The sequence below is a fragment of the Sphingomonas sp. GW821-FHT10F09 genome (assembly GCF_058809195.1).
Window position 1 is genome coordinate 49,702 of the sequence record NZ_JBXASI010000003.1, and the last position, 21,223, is coordinate 70,924.

The window sequence follows — 21,223 nt, forward strand, 5'->3', positions numbered from 1 at the left end:
GGCTGCGAAGCGCGAATTTCTGTAAAACCATAGCTTTACGATGGCATCTTGGCACCTTTCGGCTGTCAAGTGGGTCGTCGCAGTTCGCAGGATTGCATATTGTGCAAGTCTCCCTGCCATTCCAGTATGCCGGTCTCGGCAAGCCTGACGAGGCGAGCGGCGAGGACAAGATCGCCTGTCTGGAACACGCCCGACTGACTGAACTCGACAAGTGTGCGACCTACAATCATCGCCATTTTTTGCCACTTTTCCGTGATATGGCCGAATAAAGCGCTGTCGAAATAGTCCATCGGCGCCGAAATCAGCTTGCCTTCGCTCAAGATGCGTAAGGGTGCATTCTCGCGCTTAAGCTGCTTCCACAGGACGAGTTCGTTCGCCCGTCTAGCGTCCGATAAAGGTTCGGCTTTGTCGAGCAACTCGCCCAAGGCATCAGGACCGAGCAGGCTCAAAAGCGGCACGTCCAGCACCAAGCAGGGTTTGTCTGCCATAAACGAAAGCCACCAGAGAAAACCCGCGACGCTATGGGCGCTATCTGGAGAAACCCACGCGATAAGCGGCTCGGTAGCTTCTTGGGATGCTTTCAGAACTGGCACGCTTTCATCGGAAAACTCTTCCCAGGCAGAATAGCCTAGCTCGCTTTCGACCCAGCGAGCACGCACCTCGGCGTCGTCGGTTTCTATAGGGCCAAAGCTGAAATCGTCCAATGGGGCGATTACCAATCCCGCTCGCTTGGTAACCTTTAGCGCCTGCCGCAAAGTCCCCGCTGCGGAGGCGCCGAAGACGACGTGAAGCTGAGGTTTTTCTGAACACATACGGTCAACCTACCGAATGGCACACCCGACTGCACGGTCGGATCGCGCAGAAAGAATAGAGCGCGGGTGGTGGTCCTCAGCCAATTTACGATCGTCAGGTAATGATCGCGACATCCGCACCTTTGAGATATATCTTGCGACCAAAAGCCGAAGCAAACGGCACCGACGCTCATCCAGACCGCGCCTCGCCGAGCGAAGCGATGATCGATTTCGTCAAAGCGCTTGCGCGAGTGCGCGAGAAATTGAGTACGAGGAGGCCAAAGCGGCTGCACGGCTGTTGGCCAAAAAACCGACGGACCGCCAGCTCATCCCTCCGGATTTTCGGAATTTGAGAGATTGGCAAGGAGGGTTGGTTTCTCTCGAACCCGAAACCCGCCTTAATGAATCTCTGTTTAATCGCGATTTTCTGGAGGATCGGTGGAGCGGGTGAAGGGAATCGAACCCTCGTCGTAAGCTTGGGAAGCTTCTGCTCTACCATTGAGCTACACCCGCACGGCCGGCATCCGCGCGGCTGAGCGGATCGCCTAATCGCAGCCGCGCGGGGATGCAAGGGCTGTTGCGCGTCAGGCCGGCATCAGCAGGTGCAGCGTGTCCGCCTTGACCCACGCCGCGGCACGGACGCCGTCGGCAAGCCGCGTATCGTCGACCTCCGCCCGGTCGGCGACGACCACGCGCAGGCGGCCGCCGTGGCGCGACACCGCGCCGATATTCGCCTGCCCGCCGAGCGCGGCAAGCAGCGCGGGCGGTACGGTCGCGGCTTCGGCCGCCGGTGCGGGGGCCGCGGGGGCCGCCGGTGTGCCCTCCCCCGCATCGATCGCGGCGCGCATGTCCATGGCGAGGCCGTCCGCGATGCCGCCGACGATCACCTGCACCGCCGTCGGCGATGGCCGCAGCACGCCGCGCGCGCCCAGCTGGCGCAACCGCGGCTCGTCGATCGCGGTCGCGTCGACCACCGCCAGCCGCAGCCGGGTCGCGCAGGCGTCGATCGCGCGCAGGTTCGCCCGCCCGCCCAGCGCCGCGACGAAGGCCGCGGCCTTCGCATCCGCGGTCACCACCGGGCCGGCGGCGGCGGTGGCATCCACCGCCTCGCGACCCGGCGTCGGCAGGTTGAACCGGACGATCGTCCAGCGGAACAGGCCGTAATAGACCGCGGCATAGACCGCGCCGATCGGGATCAGCAGCAGCGGCTTGGTCGCCTTGCCGTAGTTCAGCACATAGTCGAACAGGCCGGCGGAGAAGCCGTAGCCGAGCTTGACGCCCAGCGCGTTCATCAGCGCCTCCGACAGGCCGGTCAGCACCGCATGGATCGCGTAGAGCACCGGCGCGAGAAACATGAAGCTGAATTCGATCGGTTCGGTGACGCCGGTCAGGAACGAGGTCAACGCGAGGCTGAACAGCATGCCGCCGACCGCCTTGCGCCGGTCGGGCGCGGCGGCGTGATACATGGCGAGACAGGCGGCGGGCAGGCCGAACATCATCACCGGGAAGAAGCCGCTCATGAACCCGCCCGCGGTCGGATCGCCCGCGAAGAAGCGCGTCAGGTCGCCGGTCTTGCCCTGGTAATCGCCGACGACGAAATAGGCGACGTTGTTGAGGATGTGATGCAGGCCGGTGACGAGCAGCAGCCGGTTGAGCACGCCGAAGGCGAACAGGCCGAACCCGCCCGCCGCGACGACGCCGTTGCTCAAGGCGTCCATGCCGGCGTTGATCGGCGCATAGCTCAGCCCCAGCACCAGCGCGATGACCAGCCCGGCGATGCCGGCGATGATCGGCACGAACCGGCGCCCGCCGAAGAAGGCCAGGTAATCCGGCAGCTTGAACGTCGCGAAGCGGTTGTAGAACAGCCCGCCGACGAGGCCCGAGACGATGCCGATCGGCACCTCCAGCCGGTCGATCGCCGCGGCCTTCCATGCCGTCGACACGCCCGCGACCAGCGCGTCCGGCACGTTGGCGAGCGTCGCCGGCGGCACCAGCAGGAACACCTGCGCACCGTTGACCGACACGAGGTAGCAGACCACCCCCGCCATCGCCGCCGCGCCATTGCCGTCGCGCGCGAAGCCGGTGGCGACGCCGACCGCGAACAGCAGGCCGAGATTGGCGAACATCGCGTCGCCGGCCGCGCTGAGGAAGGCGATGTCGAGCAGGTCGGGCTGGCCGAGCCGCAGCAGCAGGCCGGCGATCGGCAGCACCGCGATCGGCAGCATCAGCGCGCGGCCGAGCGGCTGGAGGAAGGACATCACCGAAAAACGGGCGGCGGTCATCGGCTGGTCTCCTGGGCGAAACGGCGGGCGAGGTCGCGCACTCCCGCGGCGCTGGCGGCGGCGAGCGCCTGCGCCGCCAGGTCCTGCGCGGCGGCGAGCGTCAGCCCGGCGACCAGCGCCTTGGTCGCCGGCACCCGCGCCGGTGGGACGGAAAGAGTACGGACGCCGAGCCCGATGAGGATGGGGGCCGCGAGCGGATCGGCGGCGAGGCCGCCGCAGACGCTGACCGGCACGCCGCGCGTCGCGGCGCCGTCGCAGGTCATGCGGATCAGGCGCAGCACCGCGGGATGCAGCCCGTCGATCCCGGCGGCGAGCGCCGGATTGCCGCGGTCCATCGCCAGCACATATTGGGTGAGGTCGTTGCTGCCGATCGACAGGAAGTCGGCATGCGCCGCGATCAGGTCGGCGGTCGCGGCGGCGGCGGGCGTCTCGATCATCGCGCCGAGCTGCACCGGGCCGATGCCGAGTTCGCCGCGCAGGGCGTCGAGCGCGGCGCGCACCGCGATCATCTCGTCGACGCTGGCGACCATCGGCACCATGATCCGGCAGCGGTCGACCTCCGGCACCGCGAGGATGCCGCGCAGCTGCGCATCGAGGATCTCCGGCCGCGCCAGCGCGACGCGGATGCCGCGCAGGCCGAGCGCCGGATTTTCCTCCGCGGGGATCGCCAGATAGGGTGCGGGCTTGTCGCCGCCGACGTCGAGCAGGCGGATGACCACCGGCCGGTCGGGCAGCGCCGCGACGACGCCGCGATATTCGGTCGCCTGTTCGGCGGCGTCGGGCGGGGTCGTCCGGTCGAGGAAGAGGAATTCGGTGCGCAGCAGGCCGCAGCCCTCCGCACCCATCGCCGCCGCCGCGCCGGCATCCGACACCGAGCCGAGATTGGCATAGACATGGACCGTCACCCCGTCCGCTGTGGCGGCGGGGCGGTCGCCGGCGGCGAGCGCCGCCGCCTCCGCCGCCGCGCGGGTCGCCATCGTCGCATGGACCGCCGCCTGCCGCGGGGGTGCGGGATCGACGACCAGGGTGCCGGCATCGGCATCGAGGATCAGCGTGACGCCGTCGTCGACCGCGCGGATCGCATCGCCGAACGCGACGACCATCGGCACGCCCATGCCCGCCGCGAGGATCGCGACGTGCGAGGTCGGCCCGCCGCCCGCGACCGCAAAGCCGCCGACCTGCACCGCGGACAGCGCCGCGAGTTGCGACGGCAGCAGGTCGTGCGCCAGCACGATCGCGCCCGCGGGGACGCTGAGCGCGGCCGGCTCGGTACGGAGGATCGCATGGACGACGCGCAGCGCGACGTCGCGAATGTCGTCGGCACGCTCCGCGATGCGGGCGTTGCCCGAGGCGCGCAGCTGCGCCTCCTGCGTCTCGGCCGCGGTCATCATCGCCGCCGCCGCGCTCATGCCGTTGGCGATCGCCGCATCGGCGCGCGCGCGCAGATCGGGATCGTCGAGGATCGCGCGATGCGCTTCGAGCACGCCGGCGAGCTGCCCCGGCCGCGCCGCCGCGGCCGTCAGTGCCTCGGCCACCGACGCCAGGCCGCCCGCCAGCCGCGCCGTCTCGACCGCGACGCCCTCGCCGCTCGCCGGCAGGTCCGGCACCGCGACGTGCAGCCAATAGGCCGGGCCGATCGCCAGCCCGGGCGCGGCGGCGACGCCGCCGATCGCCCCCGGTTCCAGCGCGGCGGGCGCGCGCCGCACGGGTGCGGCCGGGGGCGGTGTCGGCGCAGCGTCGACCTCCGCGGTCAGCAGCGCGACGATCGCGTCGATCACCGCCTCCGCCCCGTCGCCACGCGCCTGGATCGTCACCGGCGTGCCGCACGCCAGCCCGAGCGAGAGCAGAGCGACCGGGCTCGCCGCCGATGCCGAACGATCCTCGCTGCGCACCGTCACCTCGGTGCCGCTCGCGCGCACCGCGGCGACGATCCGCGCGGCGGGCCGGGCATGCAGGCCATGCGGCAGGCGCACGATCGCATCGCGGCTGACCATGGCGCCGGCGACGTCCTCCGCCACCCCAGCGCGCGCCGTACCGACGATGCGCAGCAGCGGATCGCCGACCGCGACCAGCCCTTCGGGGGCGAGGTCGGCGAGCGTGACACCCTCGCCTTCGATCACGATCACCGGGGTCACGGCGGACGGTGCCGCCTGCACGACGCCGTCGAGATCGAAGCGGATCAGCGGATCGCCCGCCCGCACCCGGTCCCCCGGCGCGACCAGCACCGCAAACCCCTGCCCGTTGAGCGCGACGGTATCGACGCCGATGTGCATCAGCAGCGACACGCCGCCGCCCGCATCCAGCGTCACGGCGTGGCCGGCGGCGTGGACCGTCAGCACAATGGCATCACAGGGGGCGTGCAAAGTATCGCCGGTCGGATCGATCGCGATCCCCGGCCCCATCATCCCCTCGGCAAAGACCGGATCGGGCACGGCGGCGAGCGGCAGGACCCATCCTGCGAGTGGCGCCACCAGCTGCACGTCGGCCATTTGCATTCCCATCCCCGTCATCCACCACCCAGTCTATCGCACCGGCGCGGGCTGACAATACCTATTGCATACCATTTCGTGTCGAACGTGTGACGATTTGGTGTCACGCGGCGGACGTGGGGGAGGCATAGCAAGGATTTCAGTGGACATTTCGAGGAGAGGATGAGGTCGCGCAGAGGACGCGGAGGTGCTGCGCTGCCCGTACGGAATACGCCCCATCCGCCAAATAGGTAACGGGCCGCGTTGCCATCACAGGCGATCATGAGCGCCATCGATATTCAACGACGCCAACCCCACTAGTCATTCCCGCGCAGGCGGGAAACCATATACGCTACCGCTTCGGCAGTTTCGAAGGCTCGCGTGTACGATCTCCAGCCTTGGCAAGAATAACGGCACGAGGTGTGGCGAACAATCCAAGCCATCACCGCGAAAGTTCGATCCGCTTCAAGGGATACCCCTATGCGTCCTCCGCGCCTCTGCGCCTCTGCGCGACCCAAATCGCCTGCGCCCCGAAACCGACCGACGATCGCGCCCGACCGGCCAAGGGTCAGCGTTGTACGGTAACCGGCGCGACGATACCCGACGGCTGTCCGGGCTCCGGCCGCACGATCAGCACGACCGTTCGTTCGCCCGCGCCGGGCGGCAGCGCGGCCTCGAGTGGTCCAGGTGCCGCCGCAGGCTTATCGGCGAGCCGGCGCCCGTCGACCCAAAGTTCAGCGCGGCCCGCGATGCCGGCGAAGACGATCCGGCCACCCTGCGCCGCGACCGCGCGCACCGGCGTCACCCGCGCGCGGTAGAGCTGCCAGCCGGCGGCCGGTTCTGCGGGAGTCACGGTGCCGCTGCGCACGAACGCCCAGCTGTTGTTGTCGCCATCCGCCGGTGCCAGCGCCGGATCCGGACGAGGCGGCAGCAGCGGCGAGCGGCGCCATCCGTCGATCGTCCGCGGCGCCTGCGCAGGCGCTATCTGTGGCGCGGACGTCCGTGCGATCCGGTCGATACGCAGCACCGCGGGCGTCAGTCCGGGCGCGCTTGCGCGCAGAAGGATGGTGCCGCGTCCCGCCGCATCCGCCTGGACGATGACCTGCGCGAGGCCGTTGAACAACGACCGGGCGTCGCCCTTTTCGGGCTCGTGGCTGTTGGGATCGCCGTTTCCGAGGCCGATGATCGTCGCGCCGGCGATCGCGAAGCGCACCGGCAGGTTCGCGGTCGGCACGTGGCGCCCGCGCGCGTCGATCGCGTCGACGGTGACCGGCTGCACGTCCTCACCGTCGCCCGCCATCACCCGCCGCGCCGGCGTCAGCCGCAGCGCGACCGGCGGCCCGGCGGTCTCATGCCCCGCCCGCGCCACCACGCGGCCGCCGCGATAGGCGATCACCTCCAGCGTTCCCGGGGCATAGGGCACGGAAAAGCCGTTGCCCAGCAGTTGGTCGACCGCCGCCTCGCCGACGATGCGGCCGTTAAGCGTCAGCACGATCCGCTCGGCATTGCTGGTGACCAGCACCGGGATCGGCTGCCCCTCCCGCCCCGGCCACGTCCAGTGAGGGGCGATGCCGACCACCGCCGCATCGTCGATCCAGCCGGCACGGTGGATGTCATAGGCGGTCTTGCGGAACCCGCAGAGGTCGAGGATGCCGAAGAAGCTCGATATCGTCGGCCAGGCGTGCGGCGTCGGTTCGCCGTGATAGTCGAAGCCGGTCCAGACGAACCCGCCGGCGACGAAGGGACGCGCGGCGATCTTCGCCCAGCCCTTGCGATGCGTCTCGCCCCAGCCCGCCGCCTCGTCGTCCATCGACGAGATGACGTGCGCCGCGGCATCGGTCGCATAGGCGCCACGCGTCATGAACGCGCTGGTATCCTCCGAACTGGTGATCGGCTTGGCGGGGTTGAGGGCGTGGAATTTGTCATAATCACCCGGGTAATAGTTGAACCCGACGACATCGACGACGCTCGAGACGTTGGCGGGATTGAAGAACGATCCGTTCATCGCCGCGGTCACTGGGCGGCTGTCGTCGAGCCGCTTCACCGCCGCCGCCATCCGCCGCACCATCTGCACGCCCGCCTCGGTGCCCTGCATCGGCTCCTCGTTGAACACCGACCACAGGATGACGCTGGCATGGTTGCGGTCGCGCCGCACCAGCCATTCGAGCTGCGCCATATAATCGGGCGCCGGATTGAAGTTGCGGTTCTCGTCCATGACGAGGAAGCCCATCCGGTCGCACAGGTCGAGGAAGGCGGTGGCGGGCGCGTTGTGCGAACAGCGGATCGCGTTGCAGCCGAGCTCCTTCAGTCGCTCCAGCCGCCAGGCGAGCAGCGCATCCGGCACCGCGGTGCCGACGCCGGCATGGTCGAGGTGCAGGCACACGCCCTTCAGCTTCACCGGCTGGTCGTTGACGAACAGGCCTTGCGCGGAATCGAAGCGGATGGTGCGGAAACCGACCGATACGCGGCGCGCATCGACCGCCGCGCCATCGCGCTCCAGCGTCACCGCGACGGTGTAGAGGATCGGCGTCTCGACCGACCACAACTTCGGGGCCGGCACCGGAATCGACACGGAAAGGTCCGCCTGTTCGAGCGGCGCCACGGTCACGGACGCGGAACGGACGATCGCAATGCTGCGCCCCGCTGGGTCGATCAGGCTGGCGACGGCGACCACTGCCGCCTGGGCCGTCTCGATCGACCGTGCGGTGACCGTGACGGGCACCGTCCAGGCGCCGTTCGCCAGCCGCGGGTTGCAATGCACGCCGTCGGTGATAATCGCGACGGGCGCGTGCTTCGCCAGCCATGCATGACGATACAGGCCGGCACCTTCGTACCACCAGCCCTCCATCGCGTCGGCATCGACGCGGATCGCGATCACGTTGGTCCGCTCGCCAAAGCGCGCGAAGGGCGTGATGTCGATATAGACGCTGTTATAGCCCGACCAATTGTGCGCGACGATGCTGCCGTTGACCCAGATCGTCGCGTTGGTGGCGATCCCGTCGAGCTGTACCTCCAGATACCGGCCCTCGTCCGCGAGATCGAGGCGGAAGGTGCGGCGATACCAGCCGATGCCGCGCGGGCGATAGCCTTGCGACGGATTGCCGGTCTCGACGAAGGGCTGGGAGCTCGCCCAGTCGTGCGGCAGCGTTACCGGCGACCAGTCGCTGTCGTCGTGATCCATCGCCGCCGCGCCCTTGGCATTGCCGGCCTTGGCGCGGATGTAGGTTTCCTCGTGCGTCGTCGCCGGCGGCACGGGGATGTCGCCCGCGTGGAACAGCCAGCCTTGGTCGAAGCCCGTCCGCGACGGATCGACCACCGGCAGCGGCTGCGGCAGTGCGTCCCCCGGCTGAGGCATCGGCAGCGCACCGTAGCGCGCCGGCGTCGCCGCCAGCGCCTCCCCCGCCATCGCCCCCGCCATCGCCCCCGGCAACGTGATCGCCAGTCCGGCACCGGCGGACCCCAGAAATCGCCGCCGGTCGATCGTCATGCCGGCGAGCCGCCGATGCAGGTCGCGACCGGCGCCATCGCGGCGGTCAGTTGCACCCAGTCGGCGCACAGCCCAACCGCTAGCGTGCCGCGCTCCGCCTCCAGCCCCAGGAAGGCCGCGGGATTGCCCGCCGCCAGCCGTGCCGCCACCGCCGGTTCCAGCCCGAGCATGCCCATCGCATTGGCGACCGCAGCCGCCATGTCGAGGTCCGATCCCGCCAGCGTGCCGTCCTCGTAGGAACAGATGCCGTCGCTGACGCGGATCTGCCGCCCTTGCAGCACGAAATCCTTGGTCTCGGCGCCGACCGACGACATCGCGTCGGTGACCAGCATCATCCGCTCGATCCCGCGGGCACGCAGCGCGATGCGCAGCACCGCGGGCGCGACGTGGACGCCGTCGACGATCAGGCCGCACCACGGCCGCGGATCGTCGAGCGCCGCGCCGACGAGGCCGGGGGTGCGCTGCACCATCGGCGGCATCGCGTTAAACAGATGCGTGATGCCGCACAGCCCCGCGTCGAACGCCGCCAGCGCGGTTTCGTAGGGCGCCTCGCTATGCCCGGCGCTCACCCGCACGCCGGCTTGGGCGAGGCGGGCGATATCGTCGATATGCGCCAGCTCGGGCGCCAGCGTCACCATCACCCGGCCGCGCCGCGGCCGCGACAACAGCTCGACCATCGCATCGTCGAGCAGCCGGAAGCGCCCGGCATCGTGGATGCCCTTGCGGGCGACGTTGAGGAACGGCCCCTCGATATGCACGCCGATGACGCCGGGCACGCCCGCCTCGATCGCCGCGTCGACCGCGTCCAGTGCCGCCGCGATCCGGTCGGGCGAATCGCTGATGAGCGTCGGCAGCAGCGCCGTCGTGCCATAGCGCGCATGCGCCGCGGTGATCGCGGCGATGCCGTCGACGCTGGTCGCGTCGTTGAACAGCACGCCGCCGCCACCATTGACCTGCGTGTCGATAAAGCCGGGCATCACCCAGCCACCGTCGAGGTCGATGCCGTCGGCGGCATCGCCGTCGAGCGAGCGGATGCTGGCAATCCGGGTGCCGGTGACGACGATCTCCGCGCCACGCCAGACCTCGCCGGCCACGACAACGTGGCCGTTGGTGAACCGATGCGCCTCACTCATAGCGTGCGCGTCACCTTGGCGAGATGGGGCGGCGTATCGGGATCGAGCCCGCGTCGCCGAGACAAGGCCTCGGCGAGGCCGTAGAAGCTCGCCAGCATCAGGATCGGCTGCACCGCGGGATGCGCGTCTAGCGCCGGCAGGATCGCGCGCGCATCGTCGGCATGCGCCGCGAGCACCGTCGCGCCGCGCCCGGCGAAGGTCTCGACCACCGCCATCACGTCATCGCCCGCGGCATCGCTGGTCGCCAGCGCGAGCACCGGAAAGCCCTCGCCGACGATCGCCATCGGGCCGTGGCGCACTTCGGCGGCGCTGAACGGTTCGGCCTGGACCTGACACGTTTCCTTGAGCTTGAGCGCGCATTCCTGCGCAACGCCGAAGCCATAACCGCGTCCGATCACGAACATCTGGCTCGCCCCGGCGAGCGGCTCGACGCCGGCACTCCAGTCGAGCCCGACCGCCTCGTCCAGCTGCGCCGGCAGCGCCTCGACCGCGGCCTCCAACGCCGCATCGCCCGACCAGGCCGCGACGATCGCCGCCAGCCCCGCCATCGCCGCGATGCACGACTTGGTCGCCGCGACCGATTTCTCCGGTCCCGCGCTTAGGGCTAGCAGCGTGTCCGCCATGGCGGCGAGCGGCGACGTCTCGTCATTGACCAGCGCCACCACCTCGGCGCCGCCCTTCGCATGCGCCTCGACCGTGGCGAGCAGGTCAGGGCTGCGGCCGGATTGTGAGATGGCGATGCACAACGCCCTCCGCGTCGTCACCGGGGCGTCGAATAATGACACCACCGAGGGCGCGGCGGAAGCGACCGGTACGCCGACCATCGTCTCGATCAGATACTTGCCGTACATCGCCGCATGGTCGGACGAGCCGCGCGCGCAGGTGACGACGACGTCGGGCGCCGCGCTGCGCAGCCGTTCGCCGAGCGCCTGCAAGGCCGCGCCATTGCGCGCCAGCAGGCGTGCGACGGTCGCCCCCGCCTCCAGCGTTTCGGCCCGCATCAACGTATCGGTCGTCGTCATATCGCTCGTCACAAATCGCGCCCCCCAGGCGGTGTCAGGTGTCCGCGAGCTCGGCCACGAAATCGTAGCTGTCGCCCCGGTAATAGGATCGGGTGAATTCGACGGCACGGCCGTCGCGCAGGAAGCCGCGCCGCTCGATCAGCAGCCCGGGCGAGCCGGGATCGACCCCCAGCATCCGTGCATGGTCGCCGCCGAACGGCACCGCGCGCAGCCGCTGCAACGCGCGCACCGGGCGATGCCCGGCAGCGGTCAGCGCGGTATAGAGCGAGGTGTCGACCGCATCGAGCGACGGCAGGCAGAAGCCCGCGATCGTCGACAGTTCGAGCGCCATCGGCACCTCGTCGGCAAAGCGCAGCCGCTGGAACCGGTAGACCGGCGCACTCGGCGACAGCGCCAGCGCCATCGACTCCTCAGGGCTGACCGTTCCCTCCGCGCGTGAGATCCAGGCGCTGCTCGGCACCCGGCCGCGGGCGATCATGTCCTCGGTGAACGACGACAGCTTGCTGAAATTCTTTTCGACGCGCCCCGCGACGAAGGTACCCGCGCCGCGACGACGGGTCAGCAACCCCTCCTCGACCAGCCCCTCGATCGCCTTGCGTACGGTGATGCGCGAGACGCCATAGTCGATCGCCAGATCGCGTTCGGCTGGAATCGCGTCGCCGCGCGTAATCACCTCACCACCGATCGCATCGCGGATGAGTTGTTGCAGTTGCAGATAGAGCGGCGAGGGATTGTCGGTGCGGAAACGCCCTACCCTGCTCACGAAACTCATCATCGACTCCCTCTTCCACAAACCGTTGCGACCTTCGGTGCCACGGTCCGCGGAGCAGCGCCAGCGGCGCCTTGATCTACAATTGTCCTAGATTGGACTTGTGGTCAATTACCCCGCGCAATTCTCGTACCAGCGGCGCGCTCGTCCGGCGCGGCAGCGGTCCGAAGCCGAACCGGTCCTCCGCGCTCTCCTCGGCCGGCACGCTGGCCGAGCCATGCACCGCCGGGACGCGCGTCTCCGCGATCAGGGTGGCGACGTTATCCGCACGGACGCCGGCACCCGCGATCACCGCGCAGCGCCCGTCCGCGCGCGCGACCATCCGCGCGATCGTCGCGGCGCCCTCCGCAGCACTGTGCGCCCCGCCCGAGGTGAGGATATGGTCGAAGCCCAGCGCCACCGCCTGCTCCACCGCCGCGACCGGATCGTCGACGACGTCGATCGCCCGGTGGAGCGTCAGCACCGGGCGATCCGGCCCGAGCGCGGCAATCCAGTCCGCCAGACCGGCCACATCCAGCGCGCCGCCGTCCGTCGCGCCGAACACCAGCCCCTGCACCCCCGCCGCGGCCAGCGCCTGTGCCTCCGCTACCGCGAGCGCCCATGTGTCGGCGTCATAGTCGAACCCGCCCGGGCGCGGCCGGACCATCGCATGGACCGGTATGCCCGCCGGCCGCGCGTGCGCCAGCACCGCCGCGACCAGCCCGGCGGAGGGCGTCAGGCCGCCCATCGCCAGCGTCGCGCACAATTCGATCCGGTCGCATCCACCCGCGATCGCCGCCGCGGCGCCGGCCGGCGACTCGACGCAGATCTCCAGTGTCACGCGACGGTCATGATTCGTTCGATTGGCCATCAATGGCGCGCAAAGCCCCCTCTGCTACCCGTTTCGATCGCCGGAACGGCGCCCCACGACACAAGCTTACCTCGTGGAACGGCAGTGGTTCCATGAAAAAACGATTGTGACAAATTTTTTATAGGTCATTGGGTATGGATTGGTTATAGGAAAACTATCGACAGCGACACGAGGCCTATCCAGGGTCCGTCGTTGCGGTCTGTCGCCGGCTTCGCGGCAGGTTCGGGTTGGGGGGGACATGCGACCGGGCGTGTTCCGAAAAAGGAATGTCCTATGCGCTTGCGCCACGTGATCCTCGTCAGCACCGCCCTCGCGGGCTTCGCCGGTAGCGCTAACGCGCAGGAAGCCCCCACCGCCACCGCGCCGTCCGGCACCGCGACCGCACAGGACGCGACCGAGACGGGCGACGACATCCTCGTCACCGGCTACCGCGGCTCGCTGCGCGAGGCGATCAACGTCAAGCGCAACGCCAATGCCGTCGTCGACGTCATCACCGCCGAGGACGTCGGCAAGTTCCCCGACCGCAACGTCGCCGAATCGCTGTCGCACATCCCGGGCGTCAGCATCGACCGTCGCTTCGGCGAAGGCGAGAAGGTCGCGATCCTCGGCACCGACCCGGCGCTCAACCGCATGCTGCTCGACGGCCACGCGCTCGCCTCGGCCGACTGGGGCGGCAACGACAACGATCCGTCCAGCCGTACCTTCAACTATTCGCTGCTCGCGCCCGAGCTGGTCGACCGCCTCGAGGTGTACAAGTCGCCCGAGCCGCGCATCGAGGAAGGCAGCCTCGGCGGCACCGTGATCGTGCGCACCCGTCGCCCGCTCGAACTGCCGGCCAATTCGATCTTCGCCTCGGGCGGCTATTCGTACAACGACCGGTCGGAGAAGGGCAACGTCCGCGGATCGGGCCTGTACAGCTGGAAGAACGCCGACGAGACCTTCGGCGTCCTCGTCGCCGCCACCTATGACAAGCAGAACCTGACCCGCGCCGGCGTCGAATTCTTCGGCTACGACAATGTCGCGCCGAACGCGGACGGCACCTACAACAGCCCGTTCGTCAACCGCGCCGCCAACGGCGCGCTCAGCCTCAAGAACCCCGCCGCGACGATCACCGGCGGCACGATCGCCGACCTGTACCGGGCGGCCTCGCCGTTCGGCATCAACTACGCCTATTTCCAGCAGCAGCGCGAGCGCAAGAGCGTGTCGGGCACGGTGCAGTTCCGCCCGACCAGCGAGCTGACCTTCACGCTCAACGGCCTGCACATCGACGGCAACTACAACAATTACAGCCAGTCGATGTACACCATCCCCGGTGCCTGGACCGGCAGCGTGCTGCAGTCCGCGACGGTCAGCAACGGCGTCGTCACCGCCGCCTCCTTCGGCACGGCACCCAGCCAGAGCGCGCAGCTCGACACGCTGGTCCGCCGCACCAAGCTGAAGACCGACAACGTCAACCTGTTCGCCGACTGGGAAGGCGACAATGGCGCCAAGGTGGCCTTCGCCGGCGGCTGGTCGAAGGCGACCGGCGGTCGCAACCCCGAATATCTGTTCAACGTGCAGACTCGCCTGCCGTTCAGCTATGCCTTCACCGGCAATTCGGCCGAGGTGAACTTCACCGGCGACCTGACCAACCCCGCCAATTACTTTACCAACCCGAACAACAATCCGGCGCAGATCGAAGGGCGCCCGGTCGTCATCAACGGCACGCAGCTCAACGCCGCGCAGATCGGCGGACTCGACTATAGCGTCACCACCGACCGCGACGTGTTCGGCGGCTATGATGCGACGATCCCGGTCGACTTCGGTCCGTTCAAGGAAATCCTGCTCGGCAGCCGCGTCACCGATCACGAAAATCGCGTCGATGCCCGCGGCATCAACACCTATCTGCGCAGCTCGCTCAACGGATCGCAGCTGGGCGTCACCACGCTGACCACGCCGGACGGCACGTTCGACGGCAGCGGCGGCAGCGGCAACGCTACCAAGTATCTGAACCTGCCCGACCAGGCGGTGATCGACATCCTCGCCAATGCGATCAACAGCCCGCTGGTCACCAAGATCGGCGCCTCGACCAAGGTGCGCGAGACGGTGGCGGCAAGCTACGTCCAGGCGAACTTCGATCAGGGCGGCCTGCGGGGCAACATCGGCGGACGTCTGGTCTACACGCGCGACGTGTCGAACTTCGCGACGACGCCCAGCGCCGTCGCCAATCCGCAGCCGGTGCCGACCCGCACCTCGACCGACTACCTGAAGTTCCTGCCCAGCCTGAACATCGCGTACACGATCGCCCCGCAGTTCATCGTCCGCGGTGCGGTGGCCAAGGTGATCTCGCGTCCGCGCTATCAGGATCTGGCGGCCGCGACCTCGCTCAACGACATCACGCTCGACGGCGGCGGCGGCAACCCGAACCTGAAGCCGTACGAATCGACCAACTACGAACTGACCGCGGAATGGTATCCGCGCGGCGGCACGTTGCTGGCGGTCGAGCTGTTCCGTCGCGACATCAAGAACTACATCATCAACTTCCGTCAGAACGTCGACTATTTCAACGCGCTGCAGAACCGGATCACGACGTACAACGTCAGCCAGCCGGTCAACGGCGCCAAGGCGAAGGTCAACGGCGTGCTGGTGTCGGGCCAGGCGGAACTCTGGGGCGGGTTCGGCCTGCAGGCGAACTATTCGTACCAGGACAGCGACACCTCGTCGGTCGACGTCAGCGGCGCGGCGCTCAACCTGCCGTATCTGTCGAAGCATACCGTCAACGTGATCCCCTATTTCGAGAGCGGACCGTTCCAGGCGCGACTGAGCTACAATTACCGTACCGCCTATTTCCGCACGATCGGCCGTCTCGGCTCGCGCGAGATGGTGGCGCCGTACAACCAGCTCGACGCATCGGCCTCGCTGGCGATCACCAAGGGCATCATCCTCAGCGTCAACGCGCAGAACCTGCTCGACGAGACCTACCTCCAGTATAACGCCACCAAGGATCGTCCGACCGCCTTCTACAAGAACGGCCGCACCTTCTCGGCGGCGCTGTCGTTCCGCATGTAGTCCCGCCGTCGTCGTCCCGGACCCGGTCCGGGCGACGACGTGCGTTCCCGGCGGGTCCGCCCGCCGGCCGGTTCCCCGATGGACGCATCCTCCCCTGATCCGCGTCCCGGCCCTCGGCCCCGGCAGCCCCCATCGCGGCGCCGGGGTCTTTTTTTGTGCATCGGGCATGGACGTCGCCGGATCGCTCCTGCAAGATACCTTCAATACCAAAACAGAACCAAGGGGCTGTCATGACGCAGAACGCCGGTATCGCGACCATCGTCGGGGGAGCGGCGCTCGCCCTGCTTGCGCCCACCGCCGCACCGGCGCAGGACGCACTGCCGCTGCTTCCCCTGCCCCAGTCGGTCACGCGCGCCGCGGGCAGCTTCACGGTTCGCGACGGCGCGGGGATCGCCGCCGCCGATGCCGGCGCCACCGCCGCGGCCCGCCTGCTCGCCGCCCACGTCAAGGCCGAGCGCGGCCTCGCCCTCACTCCCGGCACGACCGGCGCGATCCGGTTCGTCCGCGACGCCGCGGTCGCCGGCGACGAAGCCTATCGGCTCGCGGTGACGCCGCAGGGCATCACCATCGCCGCCTCGGGCGACCGCGGCCTCGTCCATGGCGCGATGACGCTGGCGCAATTGATCAGCCCCGACGCCGCCTTCGGCAAGCCGGTCGCGGTGCCGGCGCTGTCCATCACCGATGCGCCGCGCTTCGCCTGGCGCGGGCTGATGATCGATCCCGCGCGCCATTTCCTCCCCATGCCGGCGCTGCGCGCGATCGTCGACCAGATGGCGTCGGTGAAGCTCAACACGCTCCACCTCCACCTCACCGACGATCAGGGCTGGCGGGTCGAGATCCGCAAATATCCGAAGCTGACCAGCGTCGGCGGCTGGCGCGTGCCGCCCTGGACCGGCGGCGCGCAACCGACCGAAAAGGTCGGCGGCTTCTACACGCAGGCCGAACTCCGCGAGCTCGTCGCCTATGCCGGGGAGCGTGGGATCACGATCGTGCCGGAGATCGACCTGCCCGGCCATGCGCAGGCGCTGGTCGCCGCCTATCCCGAACTCGGCATCCTCGGCGACGCGCCCGCGGTCAGCAACAATTGGGGCATCATGCCCTATCTGTTCAATCCGGGGCCGAAGGGCATCGCCTTCGTCAAGGACGTGCTCGACGAACTGATGCAGGTCTTCCCCGGCACCTATATCCATCTCGGCGGCGACGAGGCGGTGAAGGACCAGTGGCAGCGCAGCCCCGAGGTGCAGGCGCAGATGAAGGCGCTCGGCATCAAGGACGAGAACGGCCTGCAAAGCTGGATGATCGACCAGTTCGGCACCTACCTGCAATCGAAGGGCCGGCGCCTGATCGGCTGGGACGAGATCCTCGAGGGCGGCCTGCCCGCCTCCGCCTCGATCATGTCGTGGCGCGGCGAACAGGGCGCGGTCGACGCCGCCAATCAGGGGCATGACGTCGTGCTGTCGCCCGGCACGCCGCTGTACCTCAATTATTCGCAGAGCCGCCTCGCCGACGAGCCGCCGGGTCGCTTCGCGCCGATGACGCTGGAGATGGTCTATCGCTACGATCCGATGCCGGCGGGCATTCCGGCGGACAAGGCCAAGCACGTGCTCGGCGCGCAGGGCAATCTGTGGAGCGAATATATCGTCACGCCCTACCAGCTCCAGCATCTGATCTTCCCGCGCGCGGGCGCGGTGGCGGAGATCAGCTGGTCGCCGAAGGACAAGCGCGACTTCGCCGGCTTCCTGCCGCGGGTGCAGCGCCAGGGCGACCGCTGGAGCCGCGGCGGCATGCACGTCGCCGACAGCGCCTTCGCGGTCGATATGCAGGTCGACGGCACGCGCGGCGATGCGCTGCGCCGCAACCGCGTGCCGCTGACGCTGGCGACGCAGGTGCCCTATGGCACGATCCGCTACACGACCGACGGCAGCACGCCGACCGCGACGTCGCGCGCCTATGCCGGGCCGCTGTCGCTGAAGCCGGGCACCACCGTCCGCGCCGCCGCCTTCGACGCGCGCGGCAGCGCGACCGCCGCGGTGCGCAGATTCGACACGTCGCGCGCCGCCCTGCTGGCGCGGACCAGTTCGGACATGGCCGCCTGCCCCGCCGGCGACCTCGGCCTGCGCGTGCCGCTGACGTCGGAATCGCGCGAGAATGCGCCGGCGTTCAACATCAACCTGTTCGACACCTGCACGCTCTACCCCGACGCGCCGCTCGACGTCGCCCGCGGCTATACCGTCGACGTCGCCCGCCTCGCCCGCCATTACGGGCTCGCGCATGAGGCGCGGATGGTGAAGGAGCATTACAACGTCTCCGATCACGGCGAATTGCTCGTCCAGGTCGGCTGCATCGCCGCCGCCAAGGCACGCGCCGCGGGCGACAAGACCGCCCGGCCGATCGCGGCGGGCGCCTTTCCCCTGCCCGATCCGCGCACCGCGCCGCAGCGCTTCACCTTCCGCGGCACGCTGCCGGCGATCGCGGGCGACCGGGACGTCTGCTTCCAGTTCACCGCGCCGATCAAGGACCCTTTCTACACGGTCGAGCGCGTCCAGCTGACGGAGGCGGGTCGATGAGGCACGCGTTCGCGCTCGCGCTGCTCCTCTCCGCCGCCCCGCTGGCGGCGCGCGACACCGTCCCGCTGGACCGCGACTGGCAGGTCCGGCTCGATCCCGCCGACACCGCCGCGACCAGGGCGCACCCCCGCGAGGCCGCATGGTTTCCGGCGCAGGTACCCGGCAGCGTCCAGCAGGACCTGATCCGCGCGAAACGCGTCCCCGATCCGTTCATCGGCACCAACGAAGGCGCGATCCAGTGGGCGGGCCTGTCGGCGTGGCAGTTCCGCACGATGCTGATCGTCACCCCGGCGATGCTCGCGCACGGGCACCTCGATCTGGTGTTCGACGGGCTCGACACGTTCGCGACCGTCACCGTCAACGGCCAGCCGCTGCTCACGGCGGACAACGCCCACCGCCGCTGGCGCGCCGATGCGAAGCCGCTGCTGCGCGCCGGCCGCAACGAGGTGCTGGTCAGCATCGCCTCGCCCATCCGGACGCTGCAGCCGATGGTGCTCAAGGACCCGCACCCGCTGCCCGGCGAATATGACAGCGCGTTCGGCGACGAGCCGAAGGGCGTCCAGACCAGCCCCTATATCCGCAAGCCGAAGTACCAGTACGGCTGGGACTGGGGCCCGCGCATCGTCACCACCGGCCTGTGGCGCCCCGCCCGGCTGGAGGCATGGGACGCGGCGCGGCTCGATCGGGTCCGCATCGCGCAGGACGCGCTGTCGGATGCGGAGGCACGGCTGACCGCGCATGCGACGATCGTCGCGGACGTGACGAAGAGCGTCACGCTGACCGCCACCGTCACCGCCCCCGACGGCAGCCGCCAGACGGTCGAGCGCATGGTTACGCTCGCGCCCGGCAGCAACCCGGTGACGATCCCGCTGACGATCGCGAAGCCGCAGCGCTGGCAGCCGGTCGGCTATGGCGCGCAGCCTCTCTACACGGTGACGACGACGCTGGACGGCGACACCCAGACGCGCAGCATCGGCCTGCGCACGGTGACGCTCGACCGCAAGGATGGTGCGTTCGGGCTGATCGTCAACGGCCTGCCGATCTTCGCCAAGGGCGCGAACGTCATCCCGTTCGACAGCTTCCCCGCCCGCGTCGATCCTGCCGAGCCCGAAAGCCTGCTCAGGGCGGCGCGCGACGCCAACATGAACATGGTCCGCATCTGGGGCGGCGGCTATTATCTGGACGACGCCTTCTACGCCGCCGCCGACCGGATGGGGCTGATGGTATGGCAGGATTTCATGTTCGGCGGATCGGCGACGCCACCCGACGCCGCGTTCCGCGCCAGCGTCGCCGCGGAGGCGGACGAACAGGTCGCGCGGATCGGCGACCATCCCTCGGTCGTGATCTGGGCGGGCAACAACGAAGTGCTGTCCGGCTGGGAGAATTGGGGCGATCGCAAGGCATACAAGAAGGCGATCGGCGCGGACGAGCAGGAACGGATCGGCACCGGCATGGCGGTGCTGTTCGACCGCGTCCTGCGCGGCGCGGTCACCGCGAACAGCCCCGGCACGCCCTATATGCCAGGGTCGCCGTCGAGCGACTATGAAGGCCCGGTCGATACCGACGCGAACGGCGACCGCCATTTCTGGGACGTCTGGTCGGGCAGCAAGCCGGTCGAGAACTACCTCGATTCCTGCCCGCGCTTCATGAGCGAATATGGCTTTCAGGCGATGCCGACGATGGCCACGATCCGCGGCTTCGCGGGCAAGGGCACGCTCGATCCCGACAGCCCGGTGATGAAGGCGCACCAGAAGTTCCTCGCCGGCGAAGGCAATGCCCGGTTGCGATTGTACCTCGACCAGCGGCTGCGGCCGGCGAAGGACTTCGCCGATTTCGTCTATCTGACGCAGGTCAATCAGGCACAGGCGATCGGCCTCGCCGCGCGCCACCACCGCGCCTGCCGCCCGGTGACGATGGGGTCGCTGTTCTGGCAGCTCAACGACGTCTGGCCCTCGATCAGCTGGGCGAGCATCGACCATCTCGGCCAGTGGAAGCTGCTGCACCATGAGGCGAAGCGCGCCTTCGCCCCGCAGGCGATCGTCGCCGAGCATCGCAATCAGGCGACGCGGATCGCCCTGGTGTCCGACGCGACGACGCCGGTCGCGGCGCAATGGCGGGTGACGGTGCGCGCCATGACCGGCGCGACGCTCGGCACGCGCACCGCGGACGCGACGCTCGCCCCGCTCAGCGCCACCACGGTCGCGACCCTGCCCGACGCCGACCTGTTCGGCACGGCCGATCCCGCGCAAAGCTATGCGGTCGCCGAACTGCTGGTCGACGGCCGCACCGTCAGCCGCACGCTGGTCGAACGGCTGGTGCCGAAGGACATGGCCTATCCCGACCCCGGCCTGACGCTCCGCCGCACCGGCAACCGCGCGACGATCACCGCCAGGAACCTCGCGCGCTCGGTCATGATCGACATGGGCGACACGCCGGGTCAGGCGAGCGACAGCGGCTTCGACCTGCTGCCCGGCGAAAGCGTCACGGTGACGCTGACCGGCAAGCAGACCCCGGTCCTGCGGACGCTGGCACCATGATCGCTGCCCCCCTCGTTACTCTCCCGGCGGAGGCCGGGGCCCAGTCCGGCGACCGCAGTTATCTGCCGATGGTGGTTTTCCGACAGGACCCTGGCTTCGACCGGGGTGGTGACGGGTCATATTCACGCGAAGGCGCGAAGACGCGAAGAAGGGGGATTCGCGCGGAGACGCGGAGACGCGGAGGGGATGCGCGCGAGACGCCTGACACGCGTTACCACGATGGCGAGAAAGCCTGCGGCAGCTCGAACGATCCGCGTGAGACGCCGCTG

Annotated in this window: 11 protein-coding genes and 1 tRNA gene; 3 read left to right on the forward strand and 9 right to left on the reverse strand. The window is 69.1% G+C overall.

Annotated features, from left to right (window positions below; translation table 11 throughout):
* Nucleotides 1-65: 65 nt before the first annotated feature.
* The 9 genes from AC1RTO_RS10780 to AC1RTO_RS10820 form a co-directional block, all read right to left on the reverse strand.
* Entirely contained in the window at nt 66-812 is a 747-nt protein-coding gene (locus AC1RTO_RS10780) for a DUF3658 domain-containing protein (protein ID WP_493160871.1), read from the reverse strand.
* A gap of 418 nt (nt 813-1,230) precedes the next feature.
* A tRNA-Gly gene (locus AC1RTO_RS10785) sits at nt 1,231-1,304 on the reverse strand.
* A 71-nt stretch (nt 1,305-1,375) separates the two neighbouring features.
* Complete coding sequence (nagE, locus tag AC1RTO_RS10790; protein ID WP_493160872.1) at nt 1,376-3,073, reverse strand: N-acetylglucosamine-specific PTS transporter subunit IIBC; 1,698 nt, start codon at nt 3,071-3,073, stop codon at nt 1,376-1,378.
* Nucleotides 3,070-5,562: a phosphoenolpyruvate--protein phosphotransferase gene (gene ptsP / locus AC1RTO_RS10795; RefSeq protein ID WP_493160873.1), complete on the reverse strand. Its 2,493-nt coding sequence runs from the start codon at nt 5,560-5,562 to the stop codon at nt 3,070-3,072. Before ptsP ends, nagE begins: the two co-directional genes overlap by 4 nt.
* A 547-nt stretch (nt 5,563-6,109) precedes the next feature.
* Nucleotides 6,110-9,028: a beta-galactosidase GalA gene (gene galA / locus AC1RTO_RS10800; protein ID WP_493160874.1), complete on the reverse strand. Its 2,919-nt coding sequence runs from the start codon at nt 9,026-9,028 to the stop codon at nt 6,110-6,112.
* Nucleotides 9,025-10,161, reverse strand: a complete 1,137-nt coding sequence (gene nagA, locus AC1RTO_RS10805; RefSeq protein WP_493160875.1) for an N-acetylglucosamine-6-phosphate deacetylase — start codon at nt 10,159-10,161, stop codon at nt 9,025-9,027. The genes galA and nagA overlap by 4 nt, the downstream gene beginning before the upstream one ends.
* A complete protein-coding gene (locus AC1RTO_RS10810) occupies nt 10,158-11,183 on the reverse strand; it encodes an SIS domain-containing protein (protein ID WP_493160876.1) in 1,026 nt (341 codons plus the stop codon). The genes nagA and AC1RTO_RS10810 overlap by 4 nt, the downstream gene beginning before the upstream one ends.
* A 34-nt stretch (nt 11,184-11,217) precedes the next feature.
* Entirely contained in the window at nt 11,218-11,955 is a 738-nt protein-coding gene (locus AC1RTO_RS10815) for a GntR family transcriptional regulator (protein WP_293872769.1), read from the reverse strand.
* Nucleotides 11,956-12,031: 76 nt separating this feature from the next.
* On the reverse strand, nt 12,032-12,772 hold the full coding sequence (locus AC1RTO_RS10820) for a copper homeostasis protein CutC (protein ID WP_493160877.1): 741 nt from the start codon (nt 12,770-12,772) through the stop codon (nt 12,032-12,034).
* Between the two features lie 303 nt (nt 12,773-13,075).
* On the opposite strand from AC1RTO_RS10820, the gene AC1RTO_RS10825 reads away from it, so the two are divergent.
* The 3 genes from AC1RTO_RS10825 (at nt 13,076) to AC1RTO_RS10835 (ending at nt 20,954) form a co-directional block, all read left to right on the forward strand.
* Entirely contained in the window at nt 13,076-15,850 is a 2,775-nt protein-coding gene (locus AC1RTO_RS10825) for a TonB-dependent receptor (RefSeq protein ID WP_493160878.1), read from the forward strand.
* A 230-nt stretch (nt 15,851-16,080) separates the two neighbouring features.
* Nucleotides 16,081-18,417, forward strand: coding sequence for a beta-N-acetylhexosaminidase (locus tag AC1RTO_RS10830; RefSeq protein WP_493160879.1), 2,337 nt, complete (start codon nt 16,081-16,083; stop codon nt 18,415-18,417).
* Nucleotides 18,414-20,954: a beta-mannosidase gene (locus tag AC1RTO_RS10835; RefSeq protein WP_493160880.1), complete on the forward strand. Its 2,541-nt coding sequence runs from the start codon at nt 18,414-18,416 to the stop codon at nt 20,952-20,954. The genes AC1RTO_RS10830 and AC1RTO_RS10835 overlap by 4 nt, the downstream gene beginning before the upstream one ends.
* Nucleotides 20,955-21,223 lie beyond the last annotated feature (269 nt).

Excerpts from the sequence above, each read along its gene's own strand:
- AC1RTO_RS10825 (WP_493160878.1), top strand. The coding sequence starts at position 13,076 with ATGCGCTTGCGCCACGTGATCCTCGTCAGCACCGCCCTCGCGGGCTTC.
- AC1RTO_RS10830 (WP_493160879.1), top strand. The coding sequence starts at position 16,081 with ATGACGCAGAACGCCGGTATCGCGACCATCGTCGGGGGAGCGGCGCTC.
- AC1RTO_RS10780 (WP_493160871.1), bottom strand. The coding sequence starts at position 812 with ATGTGTTCAGAAAAACCTCAGCTTCACGTCGTCTTCGGCGCCTCCGCA.
- AC1RTO_RS10815 (WP_293872769.1), bottom strand. The coding sequence starts at position 11,955 with ATGAGTTTCGTGAGCAGGGTAGGGCGTTTCCGCACCGACAATCCCTCG.
- AC1RTO_RS10810 (WP_493160876.1), bottom strand. The coding sequence starts at position 11,183 with ATGACGACGACCGATACGTTGATGCGGGCCGAAACGCTGGAGGCGGGG.
- galA (WP_493160874.1), bottom strand. The coding sequence starts at position 9,028 with ATGACGATCGACCGGCGGCGATTTCTGGGGTCCGCCGGTGCCGGACTG.
- nagA (WP_493160875.1), bottom strand. The coding sequence starts at position 10,161 with ATGAGTGAGGCGCATCGGTTCACCAACGGCCACGTTGTCGTGGCCGGC.
- ptsP (WP_493160873.1), bottom strand. The coding sequence starts at position 5,562 with ATGGCCGACGTGCAGCTGGTGGCGCCACTCGCAGGATGGGTCCTGCCG.
- AC1RTO_RS10835 (WP_493160880.1), top strand. The coding sequence starts at position 18,414 with ATGAGGCACGCGTTCGCGCTCGCGCTGCTCCTCTCCGCCGCCCCGCTG.
- nagE (WP_493160872.1), bottom strand. The coding sequence starts at position 3,073 with ATGACCGCCGCCCGTTTTTCGGTGATGTCCTTCCTCCAGCCGCTCGGC.